This is a genomic window from Phascolarctobacterium succinatutens YIT 12067 (assembly GCF_000188175.1).
Taxonomy (GTDB): domain Bacteria; phylum Bacillota; class Negativicutes; order Acidaminococcales; family Acidaminococcaceae; genus Phascolarctobacterium_A; species Phascolarctobacterium_A succinatutens.
Genome location: NZ_GL830936.1, coordinates 35,864 through 61,245 on the forward strand (window position 1 = coordinate 35,864; position 25,382 = coordinate 61,245).

Consider the following 25,382-nt stretch of genomic DNA (forward strand, 5'->3'; position numbering starts at 1 on the left):
GTAAATATTGAATTGTGGTAAAACAGGCAAAAAACAGGTAAAGAAATTTTCTTTGCCTGTTTTTTATATACGCAAACGAATATAAGTGATATAATTAATGTATTAAAGTATAAAAAATACGGGAGGGTATTTTTATGGATAAAATGCAGCCCATTGGCGTACTTGATTCGGGAGTCGGCGGTCTGTCGGTTTTGAAATGCCTGCATCAGATGCTGCCGTACGAGGATTTTATTTATGTGGGTGATACTGCACGTACGCCTTACGGCACACGCAGTGAACAAGAAATCCGTGGTTTTGTAGGCGAAATAATCGATTGGCTGGCAGCCAAAAACGTTAAGCAGGTAGTTATAGCCTGCAATACGTTGACGATGCTCGGTGTAGACAGTTTGCGGGGGACGCATCCGTTCGGGGTTGTCGGGATGTCCAAGGGGGCGCAGCAGCTGTTGGCGGCCAGTCCGAATAAGAAAATCGGCGTGTTGGCAACGCAGTTTACTATTGCCAGCGGACTGCACAAAAAGGCTATTCTTGCCGCTGATGCGCAAGCGCAGGTTTATCCTGTGGCCTGCCCCAAGTTTGTACCGTTAATTGAAGGTGAGCGCTTTGACAGCCCGGAGCTGCAGCAGGCTATTGCCGAGTATACCGAGCCTTTTAAAAAAGCTGGCGTTGAAGCAGTGATTTTGTCCTGTACGCATTATCCTTTTATCAAAGAACAAATAGAAGCAGATTTAGGACCGAATGTAAAGGTGCTTGACCCGGCGGCTGCCACCAGTGCCGACGCTATCGCAGCACTTAAGGAGGAAGGTCTGCTGCGTACAGAAGGCAAGGGACGTCTGCAGGTTTGCTGCACAGCTGATCTGGCAAGAGTTGAGCGCTTGGCAGGCAGAATGCTGCCTGTCGACGATTGCGACTTTTCTTTAATCGATTTAAAAGAGAATTAATCGCATAACTTTTATTCTTTTCGAAAAAGAAGCAGGAATTTTCTTGTTAATGTCTAATTTATAATAATTAAGAGCGAGAAAGGGATTGCTTTTTTGTGGCTTGCTATGCGAGCTGCCTAATAGGTATTTATGTTACTAAATGCCGGTTTCATGATACTGTGAAAGCGGTATTTATATTTTCGCAGCTATGTCATCTGTATTGACTGATGACTGGTTACGCAAATGCTATTATATTCAAAAATAATATAAAGAAAGGTGGTAGCTGTGGAAAAGCAGGGAGTATTGAACGATAAAAAAATTGTAGGCTCGCCTATGGTGCATATGACATGTCTTGCTCTGGTGCTGTTTGCATTCTGGATGGTTTTGTCAGGCAGAACAGAAACAAAATTTGTCGTATACGGTATCCTCACAGCTGTGGTGACAACTTGGGTTACATACCCGCTTTTGCTGGTCCCAAATAAGGACGGCAGTAAAAAGTATTATGTTTTCGGTTTTTCGATTCCGAAAATGATTATGTACTTTTTCTGGCTGATGTGGCAGCTGGTGCTCGCCAATATTGATGTGCTGCTGGCAACTACAGGTCAGGAGCTGAACATTGATCCTAAGGTTGTCCGCTTCCGCTTCAAAGCCGATAATCCTATGGCATCTGTTATTTTGGCGAACTCAATTACGCTGACACCGGGTACAGTAACAATGAATGTTACCGACGACGGTGTGTATGAGATTCATGCACTGACCGTTGGTGCGGCCGCAGGCGTGCTCGACGGCGGCATGCAGAAAAAGGTTGCCGATTTATATGGCGAAAAATTTGATTTTGCAGTAGTAGAGAGTGAGGAATGATTATGCAGATTATATTTTATATTATGATGGTAGCCATTCTTCTGATCATCGGTACGATGCTGCAACGCTTGTTTAACGGACCGACAATTTTTGACAGAATGAACGCCTTGGGCGTTATCGGTGCCGATACAATTCTATTATTGGTGCTTTTCGGCTATATTGACAAACGTCCGGATATGTATGTTGATATAGCGATTTCTTATGCAATTTTAGGCTTTATCGGCTCGCTGATTGTAGCTAAATTTATAGGAGGTAAAAGGATATGATTGAACAATTCGGTTTTACCTCCCCGCGTGAAGTTATCGCTGCACTGTTCCTGTTAAGCGGCCTGGTATTCTTCGTCGGCTCAGCTATCGGTATGCTGCGCCTGCCGGACTTCTATTCCAGAATCCATGCCTCCGGTAACAGTGAAACTCTTGGCTGTACGCTTTCCTTTATCGGTCTGATGATTTATGAAGGACCTACACTGACAGCGGCAAAGATGGCTTTTGTATTTTTACTTGTTTTTATGGCGAATCCGATCGGCTCGCATATTCTGAGCAAGGCAGCCTATAAATCCGGGCACCCTGTCTGGACACTGCAAAGCAAGGGAGCTAAAAAGCTTGTCGGTCTGGAAAAAGCTGACCACAGTGCTGACGAGCCTGTCGGTCATATCCGCAAGAAGCCTGCAAAAACAAATCGTAATCAGGTACATAAATATCTTAAGAAGAAAGGAGATAAATAAAATGGAGATTTATACTATTGAAGCTCTTTTACTTGTCTTCCTGATTCTCATTACCTGTGCAGTTATTTTCTGCAAGGATATTCTTAGTGCTGCGATTATCTACAGTGCGTTCAGCTTCTGTGCTGTGCTGCTGTATCTGATGATGGGTTCCCCTGACGTGGCCTTTACGGAGGCTGTTATCGGTACGATTTCTACCATCTTCTTCGTAGCTTCGTTGAAAAAAATTGATAGGTGGTGTAAATAATGCGTGGATTAGTTGCTGTTATCCTAGCGATTATGACAGGCATGTTTTGCTCTGTCGTAACCTACCTGCCCGAAATTGGTGACGCGAACACTGCGCCTAACCAGCATGTTACTCCGACCTATATCTCCCGTAGTGCGGAGGATACAGGCTCGCCCAATATCGTAACGGGCGTCATCATCGACTATCGTGGCTTCGATACTATGTGGGAAACCTCGGTAATGTTCCTCGCCGGTCTGACAACGGTGCTGGTGCTGACCAGCAATCCGGTAGGACGCAGACCTGAGGAAGAGCCGGAGGATCCGGAGGAAGGAGAGATTATCAAATGAAAGAACCATTTGGCGGTCTTATCCTGAATGTGGCCTTCAGAATGCTGGTGCCGTTTACGCTTACCTACGGTGTCTACATTCTTTGCCTGGGTGAATTTTCTCCGGGCGGCGGCTTCCAGGCAGGCGCATTGCTTTCTGTAGGCGTGCTGCTTGCACGTCTTATCCTGGGCTTTGATACAAAGTTCAATGTCTTAGGCAAAACCTCTGTTGTTCTTGCCGGCGTGGGCACCTTCCTGTATGCTTTTACCGGCTGGCTGACATTGTTCGGCGGTGCAGACTTTTTCCTGAACTACAATTATATGCCGATTCATATGGAGCCGCAGCATGAAATGCATGCTATGGGCATTTTCCTTATTGAAATCGGTGTTGCCATCTGCGTAATGATGACAATTATTAATCTGCTTGATGCAATCGTGAAAAGGGGTGACGAAGATGGAAGTGCTCAATGAGTTTTTGAAAACAAAAGGCATTTATTCCCTGGTCATGATTCTTTTCTTTCTGGGTGTGTATGGCATGGTCCTCAGCAAAAACTACATGAAGAAGCTGATGGCGATGAATGTTATGCAGGTTGCCGTAATCTATTTTTATCTGTGTTTTGCACAGAAGGATGGCGCAATGATTCCTATCCAGAACGGCCTGACAACAGATCCTAATGCTTACATTAACCCTCTGCCGCACGGCCTGATGCTGACAGCAATCGTTGTAAGCCTTGGTACCACGGGCGTAGCAATTGCACTCCTCATGCGTATTAAAGAAATCTACGGTTCTGTTGAAGAAGTAGAGGTATTGAGGAGGGCTAGTAAATGACACAGCATGCTCCCGTCCTAATTGTACTTTTACCTTTGACAGCATCATTGCTGTGTATGTTATTTTCCCGTATCAGCAAGTTTTTAGGCTCCTGGATAGTTATGGCTTCTATCGCAGGTGCCTTTGCCAATGCCTGCATCGTACTGCAAAGAGTGTTGGAGTCCGGCGGCAAAACCTGGCATTACTGGATGGGTGGCTGGGAACCGCCAATCGGTATTGAATTTGCTCTTGACCCGTTGAACAGTATTCTGGCAGTAGTGGTAACGTTTATTTCCCTGATGGTTTCGCTTTACAGCCGTCCATTCGTCAAGGATGAGGACTGGCTGCATGTAGGCGGCTATTATACACTGTTTGGTCTACTGACGGTAGGTCTTTCCGGTATGATTATCACCGGTGATGTTTTTAACCTATATGTATATCTGGAGATTATGTCACTTTCCGGTTACGGCCTGATTGCCCTTGGCGGCAGAAAGTCAATGCTGGCAGCCTTCCGTTACCTGTTAATCGGTACCATCGGTGCTTCTCTGTATCTGCTTGGTGTCGGTTATCTGTACGCTATGACAGGTACTCTGAACATGGCTGACCTTGCTGCACGCGTAGTTCCGCATCTGAATTCGCCGCTGTTTGCGATTGCTGTAGCCTGCTTTATCATCGGCTTCGGTATCAAGATGGCGCTGTTCCCGCTGCATGGCTGGCAGCCTGATGCCTACACCTTCGCTCATCCGGGCGCTGCTGCTTTTATCGCAGGCTGCATGAGTAAGGCTCCGGCATATGCTTTAATTCGTTTTGTATATTATATCTTTAAGGTTGATAACCCTGTAGTTCAGAGTGCGCTCAATGTTTTGGGCATTCTCGGTGTAGCAGGTATTCTTATCGGTTCTATTATGGCGATGGCTCAGTATGACTTCCGCCGTATGCTGGCATATTCCTCTGTGGCACAGATCGGTTACATTGCTATTGGTCTGGCAATGGGTAATATGTACGGCTTTATCGGTGCTGTACTGCACGCTATCAACCATGCTTTTATGAAGAGCAGTCTGTTCCTGGTTATCGGCGGTATTGAGTATCGCTTCGGTGAGGTTAATCTGTACCGCTTAGGCGGCATGAACAAAAAGATGACTATCAGTACGATTACCGTGCTGCTGGCTTCTTTGTCTATGATCGGCCTGCCTCCGACCTGCGGCTTCTTCAGTAAATGGTATCTTATGCTTGGTGCCTACACCGGCGCGCAGTACTTCTACATCGCTGTACTTGTTATCAGCTCCCTGCTGAATGCAATTTATTTCTTCCGTATTATTGAGCAGATGTTTATACAGCGTGAAGCTTCGCTGACTGAGGTACATCCGCATAAGGGCAAGCTGGGCTTACCGCTTTCCATGGTTATCCCGATTCTCGTCGGCGGTATCATGATTCTGGTACTTGGCTTCTACAGTGTTGACATCGTTACCGATGTCGTTAAGTTAGGATTGCCGGAGGTGTTTCTGAGATGACTATTTTAGATTGCAGACCATTTCTGGCGGTTGGTGTATCTTTTATAGCTGCTGTACTTATCGCGTTCAGCAGACGCTGGCCTAACCTGCGTGAAACCTGGAGCGTTATCGCTTCCGTACTTAAATTCGGCATCATCCTGTCGATGTTGCCCGCTGTTCTCGATGGCAATCAGTATCAGTGGACGCTGTGCCAAATTACCGATACCGTGGGACTGACGCTGCGTACCGATCCGGCCGGCATGATTTTTGCGGTGCTTGCTTCGATGCTGTGGGTACCGATGAACTTCTATTCCATCGGCTATATGCGCTGCAATAACGAAAGCGAGCAGACCGGTTATTTTGCCGCTTTTGCTATCTGCATGAGTGCCGTAATGGGCATTGCGATGGCCGAAAACCTGTTGACCTTCTTCATCTTTTACGAGCTGCTGACTCTGGCAAGCTATCCGCTGGTACTGCATAAGCGTAACCAGGAAGCTTTGATGGCCAGCCGTAAGTATTTGATTTATACCTTGATTTCCGGTCAGCTTTTCCTGGCCGGCGTTATCGCCGTTTACTGCATCAGCGGTACGATGGACTTTACTCCCGGCGGTTTCCTGACTACGGACATGGCTCCGAGATGGGTGCTGCAGGCTATCTTCGTACTGATGATTTTGGCAGGCTCCGTAAAGGCTGCGGTTATGCCGCTGCATGGCTGGCTGCCGGCAGCAATGATTGCGCCGACTCCGGTATCTGCATTACTGCATGCCGTTGCCGTTGTTAAAACCGGTGTTTTCGCCGTACTGCGTATCATCGGCTTCGTCTTTGGCCCGAAGCTGCTGGCGGAAATAGGTGTCGTTGATGTATTGGCGTGGGCTGCTGCGGCAAGCATTATCATTTCTTCCCTTATTGCTCTGCGTCAGGATCATCTGAAACGTCGTCTGGCGTTCTCCACTATCGGCCAGCTTTCCTACATCGTGTTAGGTGCTGCGCTTATTTCTCCGCTGAGCATCAAGGGTGCTTACCTGCATCTGGTAGCTCATGCTGTTATGAAGATTACCCTCTTTATGTGCGCCGGTCTGATTATCGCGCGTACACACAGAAACAATATCAGTGAGCTGTATGGCATCGGCAAGAAGCTGCCGGTAACTATGGCCTGCTTCACGATTGCTTCTCTTGGTATCGCCGGTACACCGTTCCTCGTTGGCTTTGTCAGCAAATGGAATCTGGCACTCGGCGCTTTGCAGGCAGGCAAGCCTTTGTACATTCTCGTCTGGGTTGCCAGTGCGCTTCTGGCTGCCGGCTATCTGATGCCTGTTGTACAGATGGCATACTTCCGCAAGGATCCGCAGGAGGAGTTCCGTGAATATGGCGATATCAGCTACTCGATGCTGATACCTATTTGCGTTACAACTATTATCGCTGTTGTCCTCGGTATCGTGCCGGATATTTATCCGCACTTCTATGAGCTGGCAACAATGGCCTCCAACGCTATTTGCGCAGGCTGGAACGGAGGTTGGATGTAATGAGCAAGAAAACTGTTTACATGATAGCTGCTGCCGTACTCGTGCTTTCCGCAATCGGAGAGCTTTGCGGTGTACATCTGCACAGTCCTGCGTGGTGGCCGCTGCCGTTTGGCTATGATATTTTCTTCGGCTTCTTCGGTTGCTGGCTGCTGATTATTCTGGCAAAAATTATCATGACGCCGCTGCTGCAGCGTGATGAAACCTACTATGATGATCCTAAGGGAGGTGAGAACGATGAGTAATCTGCTTCATCCCGGTCTGATCCTCATTGCCGTGGGTGTGATTGCAATGCTCGTGCCGAAAATGCTGCGCAAGTTCGTTTTGGCTGTAGGCCCGTTCTTTGCCCTATTTGCTACACTTTCTATGCCGGTTGGCGCAGATTTGAGCATTGAGTTTCTGGGTACAGGCTATCACTTGGGCTACATGTTTGTAGATAAGCTCAGCTACGTGTTCTGCATGATTTTTGCGCTGATGGCTTGCATCGGCGGCATTTATTCCTGTCATAACGAGAACCGTATGGAAGCATTGTGCTCCATGTCCTATGCCGGCTGTGCTCTTGGTGTAACACTGGCTAAGGATTGGCTGACGCTGATTTTCTTCTGGGAAGCACTTGCCGTAACCTCTCTGTTCTTGATCTGGTGCCGCAATACTCCTCAGTCCCGTCGCGCAGGCCTGCGTTATCTTTTGGTGCACATGCTTGGCGGCAACCTGCTGCTGCTCGGTATTTTCCTGAAGGTTGGCAGTGGTGATTCTCTGATTGCAAATCTGTCCAAGGCTCCGCATGACCTTGCTTTCTGGGCAATTTTAATCGGTGTAGCTGTTAATGCGGCAATTCCGCCGGTTAATGCCTGGTTGGTTGATGCTTATCCCGAAGGCACGATTACAGGCAGCGTATTCTTAAGCTCCTTTACGACAAAGGTTGCTGTTTATGCTTTAATCCGTATCTTTGCCGGAACAGATTTCCTGATGGGCTTTGGCTGCTTTATGGCGCTTTACGGTGCAGCCTATGCGATTATGGAAAACGATATGCGCCGTCTGCTCGGTTACCATATTATCAGCCAGGTAGGCTTCATGGTTGCCGGTGTAGGCGTTGGCACGGCGATGGCACTGAATGGTGCTGCTGCCCATGCCTTCTCGCACATCCTGTATAAATCCCTGCTCTTCATGTGTGCCGGTGCTATTATCTATGCAACCGGTATCCGCAAGATTAATCAGCTAAGCGGTATGGCGAAAAAGATGCCGTTCGTGGCTGTATGCTTCTTTGTAGCGGCATTCTCCATTTCCGGTGTACCGTTCTTCAACGGCTTCATCAGCAAAACGATTACGATTGCCGCTGCATCCGCTGCCGGTTATGATTGGGTATATACTCTGCTGGAGCTTGCCAGCATAGGTACTTTCTTATCCATTACCTTGAAGATGGGTTACTTTATCTTCCTGCGTGATGCCGATAAGAATGTAGAAATTAAAAATCCTCTGCCGAAGAATATGTATATTGGCATGGGCTTCGGCGCAGCGCTCTGCTTCCTGTACGGCGTATATCCGGATCTGTTGTATCGATATCTGCCGTTCGGTTATCCAGATTACCAGCCGTTTACTGCAGCACATATGCTGAGCTACGTAGAAATTCTTGTCGTAACCATGGTGCCGTTTATGATGTTCCTGCCGCGCATGGAGCCTCATACAGCGCTTAGCCTCGATACAGACTGGTTCTACCGTAAGCCGATTGATTTTGTCATCGTCCGCGTCAGCATGCTGCTGTGTGCAATCAGCGGCGGCCTGGGCAGTGCCTGGGGCGTACTGTACGAAAAGTTTATGGATCTTACGAGCAATCCGATGGATTTCCTCGATGCCAAACCGTTCCGTAAACGCACGCATTATAACCCGGAAAACTACCGTACATCTATCGCTGACCCGATGATGATTACCTTAACGGTGCTGGTAAGCAGCATTGCTTACTTCATTGCAACGTTATAAAATGCTTTTAAGAGCTGTCGCACGCAGGTGCGGCAGCTCTTTTACGTAGTCTTTTCAAAGTATAATTTATTTATCTTGTAAATATTATTATTAGGTGTTATATTATTGATAATCATCATATATGAAAGAGGTTATCGGTATGCTTAAGGGTATATTTTTAATTATAGGTGCCGCAACCTGCTGGGGCATGGGCGGTGTAGCAGGACAGTATTTGTATCAATATCATCAGGCAGATATGATCTGGCTTTGCATGGCGCGTCAGATTCTGGCAGGCTGTATGTTCCTGCTTTTTGCGGCCTTTGTGCAGAAGCAGGATATCTTTGCTATTCTTAAGGCAGATACCTGGAATATTATTGAGTTTTCATTTTTAGGTATCTTGGGCGCGCAGCTGGGCTTTTATTACACCATCGGTTTGTGCAATGCGGCGACGGCGACGGTTTTGCAGTACATGGCACCGATTTATGTAATGCTGTGGATGAGCTATAAGTCAAGAAAAATTCCTGACGGACGTGAACTGATAGGCATTGTCGGTGCGCTGGTAGGTGTATTTCTTATTGCAACGCACGGCAGCCTTGACAGTCTGGCGATTTCGCCAATAGCCCTGACAATCGGTGTATTGTCTGCGCTTTCCTATGCATATTACAGCATTAAGCCGGGCCAAATGCTCAAAAAATATACTGCGGCAACGCTTATCGGCTGGGGCCAGCTTATCAGCGGTGTGGCATTGATTATCTGGCGTAATCCCTTTACGCCAGCAGGTCATTGGGATATGAGCGGTTATCTTGCTTTTGCGTATCTGCTTTTGGGTGCGACTATTGCGAGCTATGCATTTTATCTGGCAGGCCTGAAAATTGTCGGACCGACTAAGGCGAGCCTGATTTCCTGCGCCGAGCCTTTGGCTTCTATTATCTCCGTAGTATTGCTGCTGAATACTGAATTGGCTGGTGCTGACTATATCGGTATGGCGTGCATTATTTTCACAGTTTTATTACTTTCACTGCCTAAAAAATAAACATTTTTCATAGCAGATATGATAGAATAGAATTAAGTAAAATTGCTTAGGCTAACCAAGAGGAGGTACGGAGATGACTGATTATAAGTACAAATATGGTCATGGCTACAAGGAGTTTTCTCTGCCGGAGGAGCATGTTCTGGGCGAACTGAAAATGAAGCAGATGCCGCCTCTGGAGAATTTAAAAGCAGCTGTTCTGGATGCTTTATATCATCCTATCGCCAGCGCACCGATTAATGAGCTGGTGCAGCCCGGAATGAAAATTGCCTTTATCTGTAACGATTCAACTCGTGTTGCCAACACGCATTCCTTTATGCCCATTTTGGTTAACGAAATGAATAAACTGGGTGTTAAGGATGAGGATATGCATATTGTCTTTGCTTTGGGTACACATCGCTGCATGAGCCACGAGGAAATGGTGGAGCAGGTCGGCGAGGATGTTGCCAAACGCCTGAAAATGTATAACAGCGACTGCCATGTGCAGGATAACTTCGAGTATTTCGGCGAAACAGAGCATGGCACTCCTGTATGGCTCAATAAGCATGTTTGTGATGCTGAGCTGGTTATTTTGACCGGTACCGTTGTTTATCACTTCTTCAGCGGCTTTGGCGGCGGACGCAAGGCCGTGCTGCCCGGTGTTGCCGCTATGGAAACGGTACGCAAAAACCATAGCCTGATGATGAGCCCGGAGGCAAAATTAGGCAAGCTGCATGGCAATCCTGTATACGATGATCAGGTTGAGGGCGTGCGTCTTTTTGCTAAAGAGCATAAGATGTTCCTGTTCCATTCTATTTTGGATGCACAAAAGCAATTCTTGAAGGTTTTTGCCGGTGACTGGTATGAAGCACATCTTGAGGCCTGCAAATTTGTCGAGCAGGTTTATGGCGTACCTATCAGCGAGCCCGCGGATGTAGTTATTGCCAGCTGCGGCGGTTATCCTAAGGATATCAATATTTATCAACTGCAAAAGACGATGGATAATGCCTGGTGTGCTGTTAAGGATGGCGGCGTAATCATTATTCTCGGTGAATGCGAAGAAGGCAGCGGAAGTGCCGCTCTGGAAAAGGCATTGGAAGAAAATCCTTCTCCGGATGCTATTAAGGCGGAGCTGGAAAAGAATTTTGTCATCGGTGCGCATAAGGCTTTTGCGATCACCCGTCTGATGAAGAAGGCACATTTTATCCTTGTATCCGCTTTGGATAAAGAGCTTGCCAAAAAATTGCTGTTTGAATCAGTGGATGATGTAGATGCGGCTATGAAGCTGGCAGAAAAATATGTCGGCAAAGATTATAAGGTTTTACTGATGCCGCAGGGCAGTCTGACAGTGCCTGTATTGAAAAAATAAAATTTTATAAAAAAACAAATGACTCTTGCCTTTTATGATGATATCATATATAATTGTAATGTTATTAGTATGTGATTAAGTAGAAGGGGAGAACGTTTGTGAAGTTAGATATTGATTATAAGGCTATAGGACTGAGGATAAAGGCCGCTCGTGCCAGAAAAGGATTAACTCAGGGAAATATAGCTAATCTAACTGGTCTGTCAACTCCGCATATCAGCAATATAGAAACCGGTAATACTAAGCTTGGCCTGCCTACAATTATTCATCTGGCTAATGTACTGGATGTTTCTGTGGACGAGCTGCTGTGTGACAACATTCATCACAGTGAGCAGATTTACTGTAATGAGCTGGCTGACTTGGTTAAGGATTGTTCCGTAGATGAACTGCATATTATTTCTGAATTAGCAAAGGTCATCAAGAAGGCCGGTATTAACAGTGCCAAGAAGGTCAGAAAGCGCCGTACCAAGGCAGAGATGGCAGCAGCTAAGGCAGCTGAAGAAGCTGCAATGCAGATGGAAATTTAATATAGCTTATGTGCTACTGTAGCTCAGCTGGTAGAGCAACTGATTCGTAATCAGTAGGTCGCAGGTTCAAATCCCGTCAGTAGCTCCATTAAAAAATCAAGCACCCATGCGGGTTTCGCATGGGTGCTGTTTTTGTGTAAAGCTAGTACCGCAAGCAGCAAAAAAGGCCCTGCTTGGGCAGAGTCAACACGGCTACGATTGCCGCTAGAACTGCTCAAGCAGAGCCTTAATCTTGAGAAAAGTATAACACATGAATTGCCGAAAAGCAATTCTAAGTTATCCGCTTGCTCCGGACTGTGTGCCGAAGTTTCTTCTTATGGAATAATCAAAAACAAAATAAAAATATTAGCAAAAATATGCTGAATATGATATAATGATTTTGGTAGATGTCATAACATTTTCCGTGAACATTCCACCTTAATGTTTTTTTGTTTAACGTTTACCACCTTTTTTCAGCAAAACCCCACGGCGAAAGCTGTGGGGTTTTTGTGTCGTGCGAGTTAATCTCTGGGGTTTTCGTTCTCCCATTTATGGACAGCATCCTTGAACGCCATTACGCTGATGATTTTGGCTACACTTTCGCCTTTTCTGAAGCCTTTGCCACGTCCGCCGTAAAGATTGATAACTTTGTACAACTCCTCGGCAAAAGGTTTTACGGTAGCCTCGATGATAGCATCGGTCTGTTGTTCTCTTTCAGCCTCAAGCATTTTAGCCTTGGATTTTTCGCCTCCGCGCAATTCGGCAATGAAATTCTTTACCGCGATACGCTCGGTATCAGTCAGCTTAAATGATGTTACCCTTGCTCCAGCGGGGAGCTCTCTTTTACGGCCTGCACCCTCTCTGGCACCGCCGGCTTTGATAGAATTTTTAACATTTTCCATAACAAATACCTCCTTGTCTTACAAATGGTAATAATGAATTTGAAATTTCTATAATTATAATACTACGCTCGAGAAAATATGTCAACTATAAAATGAGAAAATATGATAAGGTAATACTAAAAGAGCGACTTGCTTTTGTAATTATCTATGTGAAGCTATATTCTCATAGTAGCAGTCAGTCTGCAATAAAAAAGCCGTTGGTCAAACCAACGGCTTAGTAAATTCTGGTGGAGATAAGCGGGATCGAACCGCTGACCTCTTGAATGCCATTCAAGCGCTCTCCCAGCTGAGCTATACCCCCATATTATATATCTATCTTACAAAAGAGAGCGGTGTTTGTCAAGTAAGCAAAAGCATTATTAATCCGCAAAGTAACGTATGAGCAGAAATGTTTCATACAGTATAAAGCAGATATACTTTAAAAATTGCTATATAATTTAATTTCCTGCTTGATGCCATTATGTAAAATTAAAGCCGAGAATCTGCGGGGAGGCAGCAGCTGCTCAGGAAAATATATTGTGCATAATTTATTTCGCAAGCTTAATGATAGTCCGGGTGGAATTTTAGTCAAAAATTTGACTAAATACGTGAAAAGTATTAAAATATAGACGTTGTATTAGCTTCGTAAAAAATAAAAGCACAGCAGTTTAATAGATATTAAAAATAAAAGGAGTATCAGGATGAGTCAAAATTTCTTGGAGCGATGTAATGAGAAAATGCAATCAATATATGATTACTGCGGAACAAAAGCTAAGCAGTTGTATGCCGAGCTTTTGGCAGCAGTACGGTCCTTATATAATCACTGTGAAGTGAAAGCACGCGAATTTTACGCTATGCTTTTAGAAAAAGTGCAGTTATTATACAATGGATGTTTAGAAAAAATAGCAGCGATTGTTGCACAGGTGAAGGCAGTCATAGCTGTTGCAAAAATTCAACTGGCTATGTTCGATCGTCGTGTGCGTCTGCATGTTATGAGCATTGTGAATAAGCTGCAGGCTAAGCAGCAGGAGATTGTCGGACGTATGAAAGCACGCTATCATGCGCTACGCAGTACCTGGCGCCGCAACCAGCATTTTACCTTCTGGTTTATTCCGGCAGACGGTCAGAATATAGCTAAAACCCATGTGAAAAAGACTCATTTGAAATATGCTATGACAGCAGTTGCTTCATTCCTTGTTTTTGTGTCCTGTACTATCGGTGTACTGGCTCATTTTGCTGTGCAAAACGAGCAGCAGAAGCAGGAGCTGGCTGCTTATAAGCAGACTAAATCCGAGCAGGAGCAGACTATCAGACAATTACGCCTGATGGCAGAAACCAACCAGAAAAAGCTGGCAGCTTTGTCTAAGCTGGAAGACCAGGTTCGCAGCCAGATGGAAAAAAGCGGTGCACAGCTTCCTCCTAAGAGCAATGCTTCCGATTACGCAGGTCAGGGCGGTCCTGTATTGGGTTCTGCTAATCCGGCAAACATTGTACTGGAGCAGGAAAAGAACATTGGTCTTGAGGCTGATGCGAAAAAAGTTGATTTGGAAAATTTGCTGAGCGCTATTGAAGCTGAGAACTATCGTCGTGAGGTTACTCCGAGCCAATGGCCTACCAGTGGCGGTTATATTTCATCTTCTTTCGGCGGTCGCGCTAATCCCTTTGGCGGTTATGGCCGTGACTGGCATCCTGGTATTGATATTGCCACTGATTATGGCGAGCCGGTTTATGCCAGTGCAGCAGGCTATGTACAGCAGGCAGGCTGGTATGGCGGTTATGGAATTTATGCACGTATAAACCATGATTATGGCTATCAGACAGCATATGGTCATATGAGCCGTGTTGTCTGCCGTGCAGGACAATATGTGAAAAAAGGCGAGATTATCGGTTATGTCGGCAGCACCGGCTACAGCACCGGTCCGCATCTGCATTTTGAAGTTATTCATTATGGCGAGCAGGTTGATCCTTCCAGCCTGATGTAATTGTGACTGATAACCAGATATTGAAAATTTTAAGTTCGTCGTGCTTTGTGCGACGAATTTTTTTAAGTAAAAAAGAAATAAATTTCAGAAATATTGTTTACATATGTTCTGACAAATGCTACAATGAGGATAACGAAAGGAGCGGATGAACTATGCTTACTTTAGAAATGCTGGAAAAAATGCTTTTGGCAGCAGCAGTTGAGCTTGAAGAAAAAAGCAAAATGCTGTGCGAGCTGGACAGCGTAGCCGGTGACGGTGACCATGGCGTTACTATTGCGCGTATGGCAGAATCCATGAAAAACAAGGTAGAAGCGCATGATAGTGCTAATATTAAAGATTTGCTTGATGATTTGAGCATGGCTTTTATGAACAGCAACGGCGGCAGTGCAGGACCTTTATGGGGCACTGTTTTTGGCGGACTTGCCGATGCTGCACCTGAGGATGCTAAGGAAGTTTCTTTGGAAGAGCTTCAAGCTATGCTGGCTCAGGCTAAAGAGGATTTTGAGGATATTTCCAAAGCTAAAATCGGTGATAAGACGATGGTTGATGCTCTGTATCCTGCACTTGAAGCAGGTATGACTGCCGAAGGTGATGCGAAGGCTGTCTTTGCTGCTATGGGCAAGGCAGCAGCCGAGGGCGCAGAAAAAACTGCTGACATGGTAGCACGCTTCGGCCGTGCTAAAAACGTCGGTGAACGCAGCCTAGGTACTAAGGACCCAGGTGCAACGTCTATTTCTATTCTGCTGACAGCAATGGCTGCGGCAATTTGATTTGCTGATAAAGCGCAAGCTTAAAAAACAATAAAATAAATAAAAACGGAGGCGTCATTATGCAAAAATTCATTAACAATCCGGAAAATCTGACAAGTGAATTATTGGAAGGTCTTGTGTTATCTAATCCTGATATCATCACTCTGGAGCAGGGAAACCTCATTGTAAACAAGAAGTTGGCAGAGGCAGACCGTGTAACTATCGTAACCTTGGGCGGAACCGGCCATGAGCCTGCTATCAGCGGCTTTGTCGGCGAAGGTATGATTGATATTTCTGTTGCAGGTAATATTTTTGCTGCACCCGGTCCTCAGGCTTGCGTAGAAGCAATTAAGATGGCTGATAAAGGTCGTGGCGTACTTTTCGTTGTACTCAACCATGCAGGTGATATGCTGACCGGCAACCTGACCATGAAACAGGTGAAAAAACTGGGCATTAATGTTGTTAAGGTTGTAACTCAGGAAGACGTTGCCAATGCTCCGCGCGAAAACGCTGACGACCGCCGTGGTCTGGTTGGCTGCGTTCCTCTGTACAAGATTGCCGGTGCTGCAGCTGCTGCAGGCAAATCCTTGGAAGAGGTTGCTGCTATTGCACAGAAATTTGCTGATAACATGGCAACTATTGCTGTTGCTACTAAAGGTGCTACTCATCCCGCAACCGGTATGGAAATCGCTCATATTGCCGAAGGCACTATGGAAATCGGCATGGGCCAGCATGGTGAAGGCGGTGGCGGTACTCAGCCGATGAAATCTGCTGACGAAACAGCTGCAATTATGATGGACGCTCTGCTAAAGGATCTGGACGTAAAAGCAGGCGAAAAGCTGATGGTCGTTATCAACGGCAGCGGTGCTACTACTCTGATGGAACAGCTGATTGTTTTCCGTGCCTGCCATAAGCTGTTGGCAGAAAAAGGTATTGAGGTTGTGGCAAGTGCTGTAGGCGAAATCCTTACCGTACAGGAAACCGCAGGCTTCCAGATGTTCATTGCGCGTATGGATGACGAGCTGCTTGGCTACTGGAATGCTCCGTGCCGCACTCCGTACTATAGAAATTAAGCAGGTGACTGAATATGGCAGATAAAGAAGGTAATGTACTGGCAAAAGATTATGGCATCGGCATTGCTCCGCCGGAGCGTCCGTTCCCGGTAAAGGGGCACGCATCCGCAGGCTGGGGCATGCAATCTCGTCTGGGACAGATTTTTGCTGATGACGGCCGCACTATTATGCTGGCCTTTGACCATGGCTATATCATGGGCTCTACCGCAGGTTTGGAACGTCTTGATCTGACAATTCCGCCGCTGATGCAATATGCGGATTGCCTGATGGCAACAAGAGGTGCTTTGCGTACCTGCATTCCCGCTAACCATCACAAGGCTGTTGCTCTGCGCTGTACTGCTGACACTAGCGTACTCAAGGACGATATGAGCTTTGGTAATGTCGGCGTTGAAATAGAAGATGTTATCCGCATGAATGCTTCCTGCATGGCAGTTCAATGCTTTGTAGGCTCTGCAGGTGAGCTTGACTCCCTGCGCAATTTGTCTTATTATGTAAATATGGGCGAACGTTTTGCAATTCCTGTTCTCGGTGTTGTAGCAGTTGGCAAGGAGATGGAGCGTACTACGCGTTATTTCTCCCTGGCTACACGTCTGCTGGCCGAAACCGGCGCACATATCATCAAAACATATTATTGTGATAACTTCGAACAGGTTACTGCTGCATGCCCCGTACCTATCGTAATTGCCGGCGGCAAGAAGATTCCTGAGCGCGACGCACTGGAAATGGCTTATCGTGCCGTAAACGAAGGCGCAGCCGGTGTTGATATGGGACGCAACGTTTTGCAGGCTGCCGCACCGAAGGCTATGCTGCGTGCAATCCGTATGGTTGTACACGAAAACGCAACGCCGGAAGCAGCTTACCATGCTTATGAGTTATGGCAGAAGGATGTGGATTAAATGAAAGAATTTATGCATGTCGGCGTACCGACGACTGTTGCAAGAGAAGGCGAGATTTATGCAGAAGGCATAAAAACGCATCTCATTACTCCTGATACCAATGAATTTCATATTGAATACCTGCGTTTCGAAAAAGATACTCCGTTGCCGGAAGAGCTGCAGACCTTAGTGCATGTAGCTTATAAGGTTGATGACCTTGATAAGCAGCTGGCAGAAAATAAGGTTATTGTTGAGCCCTGGATGGCTGATGAGCATACCCGCATTGCTTTCATCATGAAGGATGGTATCCTGTTCGAATTAATGGAAGAAGTTAAATAAATGCTATCGGTTCATGAACGGGCACAGCTTGTAGCTGCTGCCCGTTTATATTATGAAAGCAATCTGACGCAGGCGCAAATTGCGCAACGCCTTAATGTGTCACGTCCATCTGTCAGCAAGATGCTGGCAAGAGCGCGTGAGCTGGGAATTGTGCATATCGAAATCCGTGCCGGAGATGAGGGAAAGGCGGATTTGCTGCAGCGTCTGCAATCTAAATATGCCTTGGCCGGTGGCTGTGTGCTTACAGATGAACAGGACGCATTGACGCAGGCTATGCATTATCTTATGGCTGAAACAACGGCTGACAAGAGCTTGGCTCTGGGCTGGGGTTATGCCTTGGGCGAGGTTGTGCTGAAGGCTGCGGACTGCAGCAGTTATACGCAGGACGGTATGGTATATCCGCTGATCGGTACGGCGAATTTTCCTAATAAGGGTTATCATCCGGATGAGCTGGTGAAAATATGGGCAAGCGCCTGTGGCAGAAGCTGTTATATGCTTGGCTGCAGTGCTTTTCCTGATTCCGAGGAGGAACGCGCCGAGTTGGAAAGCCGTTCTGTCTATCAGCAGCTTCTACAGCAATGGCAAAGTCTGGATGCTGCTGTTGTTTCAGTTTGCGATTATCCTGCCGTGCCCGATGAAGCAACGGCAACCCGTTTCGGTAATGCGTTGGAACAGCAAAAGGCCGTAGGAAGCTTTTTGTCATATTATTATAATCAGCGCGGTGAATTCATCAGCGGTAATAATGATTACTGTTTGCATATTCCGCTGGCGCAGCTGCGCCGTTGCAAGAAGCTGATAGGCATTGGCTTGAATGCCGGTAATAAGGCGTTGGTGGGTGCTTTGGCAACAGGTCTTTTTACGCATCTTATTGTCAGCGAAGAGCAGGCTAAGGCTTTGCTGAAATAATTTCATTGAGGATTGACTGCCTCACACTATAGGTGTGGGGCAGTTTTACTTTTCACAGCAGAACATGTAACTTTTTATACAGTAAATATACATTGAAAACAGAAATGAGGAAATTTTTTCAAAAAACTTTACAAATAAAGTATAAAAGCATAAAATAACCTTAACTACATTTATACGAAATTTGTAGCATGGAAGGATGGTAGAAAATGATTTCTCTCAAAAGCAACAAAATTAAAGCATTGGCAGCCGGTCTGATGCTGACCCTCGCCTTGGGGGCATTAGGCTGCGGCGATGACAAAAAGGAAGCAGGTGCAAAGGCTGAAAAAGTTAATGTAGGCATTGTACAGCTGGTTGAGCATGAGGCGCTTGATGCAGCTAACAAGGGTTTTATTGACGGTCTGGCATCTAAGGGTTATAAGGAAGGTCAGAACATTACTTTTGACAAACAAAATGCTCAGGCTGACCAGTCTAATCTGCAGAACATTGCTCATCGCTTTGTAAACAATAAGGTTGATTTGATTTGTGCTATTGCAACTCCTGCGGCACAGACGGTAGCAAATGTTACCAGTAATATTCCTATCGTTGCTACTGCGGTAACTGACTACAAAACCGCTAAGCTGGTTAAGGATAATGCTAAACCGGGCACTAATGTAACCGGTACAACTGATATGAACCCTGTTTCCGAGCAGCTGGATTTGCTGCTGAAGCTGGTTCCGAATGCTAAAACCATCGGCACAATTTATTGCTCCAGTGAGGGTAACTCCCAACTGCAGGTTGAGTTGCTGAAGAAGGCTGCAGCTGCTAAGGGAATTACCGTAAAGGAAGCTACTGTTTCTACTGTTAATGATATCCAACAGGCTGCCCGTAGCCTGGCAGGTGATGTACAGGCAGTATATGTGCCTACCGACAATGTATTGGCTTCCGCTATTCCTACTCTGATTAGTGTAACCGAGGAAGCAAAACTGCCGGTTATTTGCGGTGAAGGCGGCATGGTAAGAGCCGGTGGTCTGGCAACATTGGGTGTTGATTATTACCAGCTCGGCTTCCAAACCGGTGTGATGGCTGCTGATATTCTGAGCGGTAAAGCAAAACCGGCTGATATGGCTATTCAGGCACAAAAAGAATTTAAGCCTACCATCAATCTTAAGGAAGCAGCTAAGATTGGTTTGAAGGTTCCTGAAGATTTGCTTAAGGGTGCAGATGTTATTAAATAATTATAATTTGGAGCCTGCCGTTAAAAAAGCAGGCTCTTTTTTCGCTAAGAAGATTGGGAGGAATTGGGAAATGATTAGTTTGTTGATACCTACAGTGGCACAGGGCTTGCTGTGGGCGTTGATGGCTCTTGGTGTATATGTAACATTCCGAGTGCTGGATATTGCTGATTTGACGGTAGAAGGCAGCTTTCCGCTGGGCGCGGCAACAGCTGCTTCCATGATGGTTGCAGGCTTCGGTCCTCTGGCCGCACTTTTGGGTGCCTGCGTTGCCGGTATGCTGGCAGGTATTATAACCGGCATTTTGCATACTAAAATGAAAATACCTGCTCTGTTGGCCGGCATTTTGACAATGATTGCTTTGTATTCCGTTAACCTGCGCATTATGGGTAAGGCTAACTTATCCCTGCTTGGTGTGGATACTACCTTTAAAATTGCCAAGTCTATGATGGACCTGTCAATGGCGCAGACGACGCTTGTTGTTGGTCTGGCTGTAACTGTTCTGGTGGGCTGCTTCATGTACTGGTTCTTTGGTACGCAGATTGGCGCTGCTATTCGTGCTACCGGCTTCAACCAGCAGATGATCCGTGCTCAGGGCGTAGATACCGATGTAACGATTATCCTTGGCTTGCTCATAAGTAACGCTCTGGTTGCTGTTTCCGGTGCTCTGGTTGCACAGTCCAACGGCTTTTCCGATGTCGGTATGGGTACCGGCACAATCGTTATCGGTCTGGCATCCGTTATTATCGGCGAGGTGCTTTTCGGTACACGCAGCTTTAAAAACTGCTTGATTTCCGTAGTTTTAGGCTCCATTGTTTATCGTATTGTAATTGCAGTTGTACTGGCTATGGGTATGCCGCCAAACGATCTGAAGCTCTTTACCTCAGTGCTGGTGGCAATTGCTTTGTCCATGCCGCTGATTAAAAGTAAATTCGGTGCCAGAAAGGCGGTGCGTTAAATGCTGCATGTAGAACACGTTTCCAAAACATTTTTCCCGGGAACTATCAATGAAAAGAAGGCTCTGCAGGATTTATCTCTGCATCTGGAGCCCGGTGATTTTGCTACAGTTATCGGTGGTAACGGTGCCGGCAAATCTACTACGCTGAATGCGATTGCCGGTGTATTCCCGATAGATAAGGGCAAGATTATTATTGACGGTGAGGATATTACCAAAGAGCCGGAGCATAAGCGTGCCAAATATATCGGCCGTGTATTCCAGGATCCGATGCTTGGTACTGCTGCCGGTATGATGATAGAAGAAAATCTTTCTCTGGCGGCCCGCCGCGGAGAAACTCCCGGCTTGGGCTGGAGTCTTTCCAGCGATCAGCATGACCGTTTTTATGAGCTGCTGAAGGAGCTTGATTTAGGTCTGGAGGACAGAATGACTGCTAAGGTCGGTCTTTTGAGCGGTGGTCAGCGTCAGGCACTTACCTTGCTGATGGCAACGCTGAAAAAACCGAAGCTGCTGCTTTTGGACGAGCATACGGCAGCGCTGGACCCCAAAACTGCGGCGAAAGTGTTGACGCTTACGGAAAAAATTGTAACCCGTGATCAGCTGACAACGCTGATGATTACCCATAATATGCGCGATGCTTTGCGTTACGGCAACCGACTGATTATGTTGCATAACGGCAGAGTAATTATCGACGTTAAGGGAGAAGAAAAGCAGCATTTGCAGATAGCCGATTTGTTGGATATGTTTGAAAAGGCAAGCGGCTCCGAGATGGCAAGTGACCGGTTGCTGCTTGGCTGATAGCCTAAAATTCTTGGGGGGGTAGACATAAGTTTACAATAGGTAAACGAGAGTACCATAAAAAATAATTTTAGCATTTCACTAGAAATTTAATAGCTTCATAACTAAAATATAGAGGAAAGTAAATAAAATATATGAAAAAACTCTTGCGAAATCTGAAAAACGTGGTAAACTTTAAATAAGTGCTTTATTAGTTTAAAAAAATTTGTTGCAAGTAAACCGAAAGGCGGTGCTAGGAAATTGCAAGAGGAAATTAAACTTATTGGTCGCAGAATCCGTTTGCTGCGTACCGCAAAAAATCTGACACAAACAGGGTTGGCAAAGGAGATGGGGATTTCCCAGACACACCTGTGTAATATAGAGTGTGGCCGTGTTCCTGTAACTCTGCCCAATCTGCTTAAGCTGCATAGCTTATTAGAGTGCAACATGAGCAGTTTCTTTGTTGATTTAGATGAACAGGCTGATGCCAAAGATAAAGATATCAGCTTGGAAGAAGTTCTGCAAATTGTAAAGTTGTTAAAACAAAAAGGTTAAGCACTTCTGCTTTACGAGGAGAGAGAGAATTTTAAATAGCCGGTGCAAGGTGAGTGAGAGTTCCTTGTACCGGCTATTTTTTATGTGGTTTAAAGGTGTTGGATAGCTTTACTTACTCTGTAATCTGCTTTGTGCTATAATTAAAAATAGCAGGAAAAAAATTTATATATAAAGCGTTTGTTGATAGGAGAATAATTATGGCTACAGTAAAAACACAGGCGCACTGCCTGCTGGCCGGTGCAGCAGCTGCCGCTGTCTGCGCCTGGCCTTGGGCGCAGGGCAGTTTGGCGGCTGATTTTATACATCATACGGCATTGGCTGCGACGATTGGCGGCTTGGCAGATTGGTGGAGTGTGACGGCACTGTTTAAGCGTCCGCTCGGTATCAATGCGCCCGGCACCGATGTACTGCGCAATAATTATGAGCGCCTGACAACAGGTTTGGCGGATTTCGTGAGCAATGACCTGCTGACGGCGGAAAATGTTATGCAGGCTGTCGGCAGGGAAAATTTTGCCAAGCTGCTGTTGGTACATTTTGCGCAGCAGCAGAATGTGGAGCGCCTGTGGCAGACGGTACGTCCGTTGGCGCAGCATGCGCTGCGCTCGCTCAATACAAGGCAGGTAGAACAGCTTTTGCTTTCGGAGCTGCCTAAGTATATTGCCAGCCTGCGTATTCCGGAGATTTTGGTGGACGCACTGCAGAAGGCTGTGGCCAACGGCAGCTTTAACGGTATTTGGCAGCTGCTGACGCAGGAGGCCAAGCAGATTCTGCATAAGCCGGAATTTACCGCTTTGCTGAAAGGCTTGGCGCAGATGGCGGAGGAAGAATATAACAAGGACAGTCTGTTGCGTAATTTGTTTGTGAGCGGGCAGGCAGCAAAGCTGGTGCCGCTTTTTGTGCAGGAGCTGGAAAAAGCTTTGGACGCATTGGCAGATCCTGCAAGTGAGCTGCGGCGACAGCTTGATAATTGGCTGTTGGCGCGCATGGAGGATTATCGTCATGATATTGCTTTTGCGGACTGGCTCAACAGCAAGCTGTCACAGTTGGTAACAGCGAAGGCACTGGCTTTTAAAGAGCTGCTGCAAACGCAGGACGTAGATATTTTATTGACTTTGCTGCAAAAGAGGCTGCAGCTGCTGGCTGACAGCGATACGGAGCAGAGCAGGCTGGACGGTGCGTTGAAGGAGCTGCTGCTGCAGGCCTTGTCAATGCAGCATGATACGGTATATGATTTGGTTTTGGCTAAGCTGCATAGCTATGACAGGGATGTATTGATTGCGAAAATGGAGCAGCGCGTGGGCGATGATTTGCAAAATATCCGCAAGAGCGGCACCTGCATCGGCGGCTTGATGGGAGCGGTGCTGTTTATTATTGCGACGATGGGAGAAAGGCTGGTGGGGTAGGATGAATAGCCTGAAAAAACATTGGACATATGCAGACAGTGCTTTTATTGCTTCCGGTGCAATCTATCTGCTTTTCTTATATCTCAGGCTGCATTATGCTGGGCTGTACATGGGGCACTTCGGCGAGCTTAAGTGGGATTGGCTGATTTTGGGTTACTATATGGCGGAAGCGGCGCTGATTGGCAGCTTTGCGGATTGGTTTGCCGTGACTGCTGTGTTTAAGGTGCCCTGGATATGCCGTCTGCTGCCGTTTATGGCCAAGCATACGGCGATTTTGCCGCGTAGCAGAGAGGGTTTTGTGCGTGGCTGCGGTCAAATGGTACAGCAGGAGTTTTTGACGAAAAAGGCCTTGCTGCTGCAAAAAAAGCAGCTGGTAATTCTGGATAAATTTATAGCTTATCTGGAAAAGCCGGAGAACAAGGCGCGTTTGCAGGGGTTGCTGACCAATTTTGCCGAAGGCGTTCTGCATAAGCTCGATACGCAGGCTTTAAGCAGGCAGCTTGAGGGTAAAATAAAAACAGCCTTGGCTGACGTAGAAGCCAACGAACAGCTTGATAAGCTGTTTAAAGCCTTAGCTGCACAGCGTAGGGATGAGCAATGCTACGAATGGCTGCTGCAGCAGCTGGTTACCCTGGCGGAATCTTCTGCTATCAGAGAGCGTGTTCGCCGAGAGCTGCAAAAGCAGGTGGAAAAGTGTGGCAGCGAAGGCTTGTGGAGCAGCCTGAAGCTGTGGGCTGCCAAAAAGCTGGATGTTGTTAATGTTGATGATGCAACAGATGCCATTTGCCGTGCCTTAGTGGGAACTGCTCACCGTCTGCAGGATGATGAGCAGTGGCGCTCCTGGCTGTATGCGCAGCTGCAGCGTGTTGCAGGCAGTGTTTACGGTACGCAAGCGTGGCATGAGCTGGTGCAGTCACTGCAGAATCGTGCTTTGCATGATATTTCTCTGCAGTCTGCCTTGAAGCAGCTTTTGGATAATATGATTAAAGCTTTGTGCCGTCCGCTGGCGCAGGAAGGCGGTGCGGTAATGCAGCCGACGATTCTGCTGCAGGCTGTGCAAGAGGCTTTGGAAACTATTGAAACGGATTTACGTTCCGACGCACAGTTTAAGGCCAAGGCAGAGGCCTATCTGCAGCATATACTTGGCTTGGGACTGCTGCAGGCTCAGACGATGCTGGGAGATATCGTGGAGCGCATTTTGCAGGCAATGGTTGATGAACGTTTGACGGGGATGGTGCGCAGTAAGGTTAATACCGATATGCAACGTATTCGCCTTAACGGTACGGTTATGGGTGCCTTTTTGGGAGCAATTTTCTATCTGCTGAAATGTGCCTGGTAAGAAAAAGATGCTGCCGGTCAGCCGGCAGCATCTTTTTGTGTACTTCTAAGCGGCAGCACTGGTGCAGGGTGGCTTTGCAAGGTAATTTTATCCGGTGTGAATGTTAATGTAATTGTCAAGGTCACGGATAATGCAGTGTGTCCCCATGCTGCTGATAGTTTCGTAAAAATAGGTTATATATTCGTACAACTTGTAATGTGCAAAAAGTTCTGCAACCTCATGTCCGGAAAGCTGTTTGTAAAAGCGGTAGCGTTCCATGCATCCGATAATTAAAATAGCTTCTTTATTCATTTAAGTCATCTCCTCCGGATAGGTAAACTCATCTGTTTTTTTCAGCTTCTCGGTACATTTGTGCCAAAATCAGAGGACTATATTGCCAAAGTCCGGATGATTGGTCAGCAAGCTGTGCATAGAAGCATGATTGGTAAAATTTATGAATCAGTTGATGTGCTGACATCGTTCCGTCCTGCATAAGCCGTTCTAGTATCTGTGGTACGAGCTGCGTGAGAAAAATACTGAAATCTTTACTTTCCATGGTCATGCCTCCTCATAAGTTAGTTAAGAGAAAACTATATGTTTTGGTAGTGGTTACCGGTTTATGAAGATTGATAAGAGAACATCTGATACACATA

At 46.4% G+C, this 25,382-nt stretch carries 30 protein-coding genes and 2 tRNA genes; 28 read left to right on the forward strand and 4 right to left on the reverse strand.

From position 1 onward, the window contains the following. Window positions 1–134: 134 nt before the first annotated feature. The 16 genes from murI to HMPREF9443_RS09685 all read left to right on the forward strand — a co-directional run bounded on the left by murI (window position 135) and on the right by HMPREF9443_RS09685 (window position 11,814). Window positions 135–938 (forward strand): glutamate racemase, encoded by an 804-nt coding sequence (murI, locus tag HMPREF9443_RS09610; RefSeq protein WP_009146414.1) that lies wholly within the window; start codon window positions 135–137, stop codon window positions 936–938. A gap of 264 nt (window positions 939–1,202) precedes the next feature. After that, window positions 1,203–1,778, forward strand: coding sequence for a Na+/H+ antiporter subunit E (locus HMPREF9443_RS09615; protein ID WP_040565474.1), 576 nt, complete (start codon window positions 1,203–1,205; stop codon window positions 1,776–1,778). Window positions 1,779–1,780: 2 nt separating this feature from the next. Continuing rightward, window positions 1,781–2,044, forward strand: a complete 264-nt coding sequence (locus HMPREF9443_RS09620; RefSeq protein ID WP_021720122.1) for a monovalent cation/H+ antiporter complex subunit F — start codon at window positions 1,781–1,783, stop codon at window positions 2,042–2,044. Continuing rightward, the gene (mnhG, locus tag HMPREF9443_RS09625) at window positions 2,041–2,502 is read left to right on the forward strand and encodes a monovalent cation/H(+) antiporter subunit G (protein WP_009146417.1); all 462 of its coding nucleotides are present in this window, start codon (window positions 2,041–2,043) and stop codon (window positions 2,500–2,502) included. Before HMPREF9443_RS09620 ends, mnhG begins: the two co-directional genes overlap by 4 nt. Window position 2,503: 1 nt before the next feature. Further along, a complete protein-coding gene (locus tag HMPREF9443_RS09630; protein WP_009146418.1) occupies window positions 2,504–2,746 on the forward strand; it encodes a Na(+)/H(+) antiporter subunit B in 243 nt (80 codons plus the stop codon). Further along, on the forward strand, window positions 2,746–3,072 hold the full coding sequence (mbhE, locus tag HMPREF9443_RS09635) for a hydrogen gas-evolving membrane-bound hydrogenase subunit E (protein WP_009146419.1): 327 nt from the start codon (window positions 2,746–2,748) through the stop codon (window positions 3,070–3,072). The genes HMPREF9443_RS09630 and mbhE overlap by 1 nt, the downstream gene beginning before the upstream one ends. Beyond that, on the forward strand, window positions 3,069–3,521 hold the full coding sequence (locus HMPREF9443_RS09640; protein ID WP_009146420.1) for an MnhB domain-containing protein: 453 nt from the start codon (window positions 3,069–3,071) through the stop codon (window positions 3,519–3,521). Before mbhE ends, HMPREF9443_RS09640 begins: the two co-directional genes overlap by 4 nt. Beyond that, complete coding sequence (locus HMPREF9443_RS09645) at window positions 3,505–3,879, forward strand: sodium:proton antiporter (RefSeq protein ID WP_009146421.1); 375 nt, start codon at window positions 3,505–3,507, stop codon at window positions 3,877–3,879. Before HMPREF9443_RS09640 ends, HMPREF9443_RS09645 begins: the two co-directional genes overlap by 17 nt. 56 nt (window positions 3,880–3,935) lie before the next feature. Beyond that, window positions 3,936–5,369 carry a complex I subunit 5 family protein gene (locus HMPREF9443_RS09650; protein WP_187363726.1) on the forward strand — a complete coding sequence of 478 codons (1,434 nt, stop codon included), beginning with the start codon at window positions 3,936–3,938 and terminating at the stop codon, window positions 5,367–5,369. After that, a complete protein-coding gene (locus tag HMPREF9443_RS09655; protein WP_009146423.1) occupies window positions 5,366–6,871 on the forward strand; it encodes a monovalent cation/H+ antiporter subunit D family protein in 1,506 nt (501 codons plus the stop codon). The genes HMPREF9443_RS09650 and HMPREF9443_RS09655 overlap by 4 nt, the downstream gene beginning before the upstream one ends. After that, window positions 6,871–7,113 (forward strand): hypothetical protein, encoded by a 243-nt coding sequence (locus tag HMPREF9443_RS09660; protein ID WP_009146424.1) that lies wholly within the window; start codon window positions 6,871–6,873, stop codon window positions 7,111–7,113. Before HMPREF9443_RS09655 ends, HMPREF9443_RS09660 begins: the two co-directional genes overlap by 1 nt. Further along, the gene (locus tag HMPREF9443_RS09665; protein ID WP_009146425.1) at window positions 7,106–8,845 is read left to right on the forward strand and encodes a Na(+)/H(+) antiporter subunit D; all 1,740 of its coding nucleotides are present in this window, start codon (window positions 7,106–7,108) and stop codon (window positions 8,843–8,845) included. Before HMPREF9443_RS09660 ends, HMPREF9443_RS09665 begins: the two co-directional genes overlap by 8 nt. A gap of 139 nt (window positions 8,846–8,984) precedes the next feature. Next, window positions 8,985–9,857, forward strand: coding sequence for a DMT family transporter (locus HMPREF9443_RS09670; RefSeq protein WP_040565475.1), 873 nt, complete (start codon window positions 8,985–8,987; stop codon window positions 9,855–9,857). A 73-nt stretch (window positions 9,858–9,930) separates the two neighbouring features. Continuing rightward, window positions 9,931–11,202, forward strand: a complete 1,272-nt coding sequence (locus HMPREF9443_RS09675) for a nickel-dependent lactate racemase family protein (protein ID WP_009146427.1) — start codon at window positions 9,931–9,933, stop codon at window positions 11,200–11,202. Window positions 11,203–11,300: 98 nt separating this feature from the next. Next, window positions 11,301–11,726 carry a helix-turn-helix domain-containing protein gene (locus HMPREF9443_RS09680; RefSeq protein ID WP_009146428.1) on the forward strand — a complete coding sequence of 142 codons (426 nt, stop codon included), beginning with the start codon at window positions 11,301–11,303 and terminating at the stop codon, window positions 11,724–11,726. 12 nt (window positions 11,727–11,738) lie between these two features. Continuing rightward, window positions 11,739–11,814: transfer RNA gene (locus HMPREF9443_RS09685), tRNA-Thr, on the forward strand. A gap of 412 nt (window positions 11,815–12,226) precedes the next feature. Here the strand turns inward: HMPREF9443_RS09685 and HMPREF9443_RS09690 are convergent. Beyond that, window positions 12,227–12,607, reverse strand: coding sequence for a hypothetical protein (locus HMPREF9443_RS09690; RefSeq protein WP_009146429.1), 381 nt, complete (start codon window positions 12,605–12,607; stop codon window positions 12,227–12,229). A gap of 225 nt (window positions 12,608–12,832) precedes the next feature. Next, window positions 12,833–12,908 (reverse strand) — tRNA-Ala (locus tag HMPREF9443_RS09695). A gap of 379 nt (window positions 12,909–13,287) precedes the next feature. On the opposite strand from HMPREF9443_RS09695, the gene HMPREF9443_RS10435 reads away from it, so the two are divergent. The 12 genes from HMPREF9443_RS10435 (at window position 13,288) to HMPREF9443_RS09755 (ending at window position 24,750) form a co-directional block, all read left to right on the forward strand. Beyond that, window positions 13,288–14,568, forward strand: a complete 1,281-nt coding sequence (locus HMPREF9443_RS10435; protein ID WP_009146431.1) for a M23 family metallopeptidase — start codon at window positions 13,288–13,290, stop codon at window positions 14,566–14,568. Window positions 14,569–14,720: 152 nt separating this feature from the next. Then, window positions 14,721–15,338 (forward strand): dihydroxyacetone kinase subunit DhaL, encoded by a 618-nt coding sequence (gene dhaL / locus HMPREF9443_RS09705; protein WP_009146432.1) that lies wholly within the window; start codon window positions 14,721–14,723, stop codon window positions 15,336–15,338. A 59-nt stretch (window positions 15,339–15,397) separates the two neighbouring features. Then, window positions 15,398–16,390 carry a dihydroxyacetone kinase subunit DhaK gene (locus HMPREF9443_RS09710; protein ID WP_009146433.1) on the forward strand — a complete coding sequence of 331 codons (993 nt, stop codon included), beginning with the start codon at window positions 15,398–15,400 and terminating at the stop codon, window positions 16,388–16,390. A 14-nt stretch (window positions 16,391–16,404) separates the two neighbouring features. Beyond that, window positions 16,405–17,286 carry a 3-hydroxy-5-phosphonooxypentane-2,4-dione thiolase gene (gene lsrF, locus HMPREF9443_RS09715; protein ID WP_009146434.1) on the forward strand — a complete coding sequence of 294 codons (882 nt, stop codon included), beginning with the start codon at window positions 16,405–16,407 and terminating at the stop codon, window positions 17,284–17,286. Beyond that, on the forward strand, window positions 17,287–17,604 hold the full coding sequence (locus HMPREF9443_RS09720) for a hypothetical protein (protein ID WP_009146435.1): 318 nt from the start codon (window positions 17,287–17,289) through the stop codon (window positions 17,602–17,604). Continuing rightward, window positions 17,605–18,510 (forward strand): sugar-binding domain-containing protein, encoded by a 906-nt coding sequence (locus HMPREF9443_RS09725; RefSeq protein ID WP_009146436.1) that lies wholly within the window; start codon window positions 17,605–17,607, stop codon window positions 18,508–18,510. It abuts the gene before it with no gap. Window positions 18,511–18,716: 206 nt separating this feature from the next. After that, window positions 18,717–19,724 (forward strand): ABC transporter substrate-binding protein, encoded by a 1,008-nt coding sequence (locus tag HMPREF9443_RS09730; protein ID WP_009146437.1) that lies wholly within the window; start codon window positions 18,717–18,719, stop codon window positions 19,722–19,724. A 73-nt stretch (window positions 19,725–19,797) separates the two neighbouring features. Further along, on the forward strand, window positions 19,798–20,679 hold the full coding sequence (locus HMPREF9443_RS09735; protein ID WP_040565482.1) for an ABC transporter permease subunit: 882 nt from the start codon (window positions 19,798–19,800) through the stop codon (window positions 20,677–20,679). After that, window positions 20,680–21,474 carry an ABC transporter ATP-binding protein gene (locus tag HMPREF9443_RS09740; RefSeq protein WP_009146439.1) on the forward strand — a complete coding sequence of 265 codons (795 nt, stop codon included), beginning with the start codon at window positions 20,680–20,682 and terminating at the stop codon, window positions 21,472–21,474. It begins immediately after the preceding gene. A gap of 240 nt (window positions 21,475–21,714) precedes the next feature. Further along, window positions 21,715–22,008 (forward strand): helix-turn-helix domain-containing protein, encoded by a 294-nt coding sequence (locus HMPREF9443_RS09745; protein WP_009146440.1) that lies wholly within the window; start codon window positions 21,715–21,717, stop codon window positions 22,006–22,008. Between the two features lie 197 nt (window positions 22,009–22,205). Then, a complete protein-coding gene (locus tag HMPREF9443_RS09750) occupies window positions 22,206–23,411 on the forward strand; it encodes a DUF445 domain-containing protein (protein ID WP_009146441.1) in 1,206 nt (401 codons plus the stop codon). A 1-nt stretch (window position 23,412) separates the two neighbouring features. Then, entirely contained in the window at window positions 23,413–24,750 is a 1,338-nt protein-coding gene (locus tag HMPREF9443_RS09755; protein ID WP_009146442.1) for a DUF445 domain-containing protein, read from the forward strand. An 87-nt stretch (window positions 24,751–24,837) separates the two neighbouring features. Here the strand turns inward: HMPREF9443_RS09755 and HMPREF9443_RS09760 are convergent, their stop codons facing one another. Next, window positions 24,838–25,041, reverse strand: coding sequence for a DUF3791 domain-containing protein (locus HMPREF9443_RS09760; protein ID WP_009146443.1), 204 nt, complete (start codon window positions 25,039–25,041; stop codon window positions 24,838–24,840). Window positions 25,042–25,069: 28 nt separating this feature from the next. Continuing rightward, a complete protein-coding gene (locus HMPREF9443_RS09765; protein ID WP_040565476.1) occupies window positions 25,070–25,285 on the reverse strand; it encodes a hypothetical protein in 216 nt (71 codons plus the stop codon). Between the last annotated feature and the right edge of the window lie 97 nt (window positions 25,286–25,382).

Bases quoted from the DNA above. Each gene is read 5' to 3' on its own strand.
- HMPREF9443_RS09660 (WP_009146424.1), top strand. From the start codon at position 6,871: ATGAGCAAGAAAACTGTTTACATGATAGCTGCTGCCGTACTCGTGCTT.
- HMPREF9443_RS09675 (WP_009146427.1), top strand. From the start codon at position 9,931: ATGACTGATTATAAGTACAAATATGGTCATGGCTACAAGGAGTTTTCT.
- mbhE (WP_009146419.1), top strand. From the start codon at position 2,746: ATGCGTGGATTAGTTGCTGTTATCCTAGCGATTATGACAGGCATGTTT.
- HMPREF9443_RS09760 (WP_009146443.1), bottom strand. From the start codon at position 25,041: ATGAATAAAGAAGCTATTTTAATTATCGGATGCATGGAACGCTACCGC.
- HMPREF9443_RS09645 (WP_009146421.1), top strand. From the start codon at position 3,505: ATGGAAGTGCTCAATGAGTTTTTGAAAACAAAAGGCATTTATTCCCTG.
- murI (WP_009146414.1), top strand. From the start codon at position 135: ATGGATAAAATGCAGCCCATTGGCGTACTTGATTCGGGAGTCGGCGGT.
- mnhG (WP_009146417.1), top strand. From the start codon at position 2,041: ATGATTGAACAATTCGGTTTTACCTCCCCGCGTGAAGTTATCGCTGCA.
- HMPREF9443_RS09710 (WP_009146433.1), top strand. From the start codon at position 15,398: ATGCAAAAATTCATTAACAATCCGGAAAATCTGACAAGTGAATTATTG.
- HMPREF9443_RS10435 (WP_009146431.1), top strand. From the start codon at position 13,288: ATGAGTCAAAATTTCTTGGAGCGATGTAATGAGAAAATGCAATCAATA.
- HMPREF9443_RS09725 (WP_009146436.1), top strand. From the start codon at position 17,605: ATGCTATCGGTTCATGAACGGGCACAGCTTGTAGCTGCTGCCCGTTTA.
- HMPREF9443_RS09750 (WP_009146441.1), top strand. From the start codon at position 22,206: ATGGCTACAGTAAAAACACAGGCGCACTGCCTGCTGGCCGGTGCAGCA.
- HMPREF9443_RS09740 (WP_009146439.1), top strand. From the start codon at position 20,680: ATGCTGCATGTAGAACACGTTTCCAAAACATTTTTCCCGGGAACTATC.
- HMPREF9443_RS09765 (WP_040565476.1), bottom strand. From the start codon at position 25,285: ATGGAAAGTAAAGATTTCAGTATTTTTCTCACGCAGCTCGTACCACAG.
- HMPREF9443_RS09655 (WP_009146423.1), top strand. From the start codon at position 5,366: ATGACTATTTTAGATTGCAGACCATTTCTGGCGGTTGGTGTATCTTTT.
- HMPREF9443_RS09620 (WP_021720122.1), top strand. From the start codon at position 1,781: ATGCAGATTATATTTTATATTATGATGGTAGCCATTCTTCTGATCATC.
- HMPREF9443_RS09730 (WP_009146437.1), top strand. From the start codon at position 18,717: ATGATTTCTCTCAAAAGCAACAAAATTAAAGCATTGGCAGCCGGTCTG.
- HMPREF9443_RS09640 (WP_009146420.1), top strand. From the start codon at position 3,069: ATGAAAGAACCATTTGGCGGTCTTATCCTGAATGTGGCCTTCAGAATG.
- lsrF (WP_009146434.1), top strand. From the start codon at position 16,405: ATGGCAGATAAAGAAGGTAATGTACTGGCAAAAGATTATGGCATCGGC.
- HMPREF9443_RS09670 (WP_040565475.1), top strand. From the start codon at position 8,985: ATGCTTAAGGGTATATTTTTAATTATAGGTGCCGCAACCTGCTGGGGC.
- HMPREF9443_RS09755 (WP_009146442.1), top strand. From the start codon at position 23,413: ATGAATAGCCTGAAAAAACATTGGACATATGCAGACAGTGCTTTTATT.
- HMPREF9443_RS09690 (WP_009146429.1), bottom strand. From the start codon at position 12,607: ATGGAAAATGTTAAAAATTCTATCAAAGCCGGCGGTGCCAGAGAGGGT.
- dhaL (WP_009146432.1), top strand. From the start codon at position 14,721: ATGCTTACTTTAGAAATGCTGGAAAAAATGCTTTTGGCAGCAGCAGTT.
- HMPREF9443_RS09665 (WP_009146425.1), top strand. From the start codon at position 7,106: ATGAGTAATCTGCTTCATCCCGGTCTGATCCTCATTGCCGTGGGTGTG.
- HMPREF9443_RS09630 (WP_009146418.1), top strand. From the start codon at position 2,504: ATGGAGATTTATACTATTGAAGCTCTTTTACTTGTCTTCCTGATTCTC.
- HMPREF9443_RS09720 (WP_009146435.1), top strand. From the start codon at position 17,287: ATGAAAGAATTTATGCATGTCGGCGTACCGACGACTGTTGCAAGAGAA.
- HMPREF9443_RS09650 (WP_187363726.1), top strand. From the start codon at position 3,936: ATGTTATTTTCCCGTATCAGCAAGTTTTTAGGCTCCTGGATAGTTATG.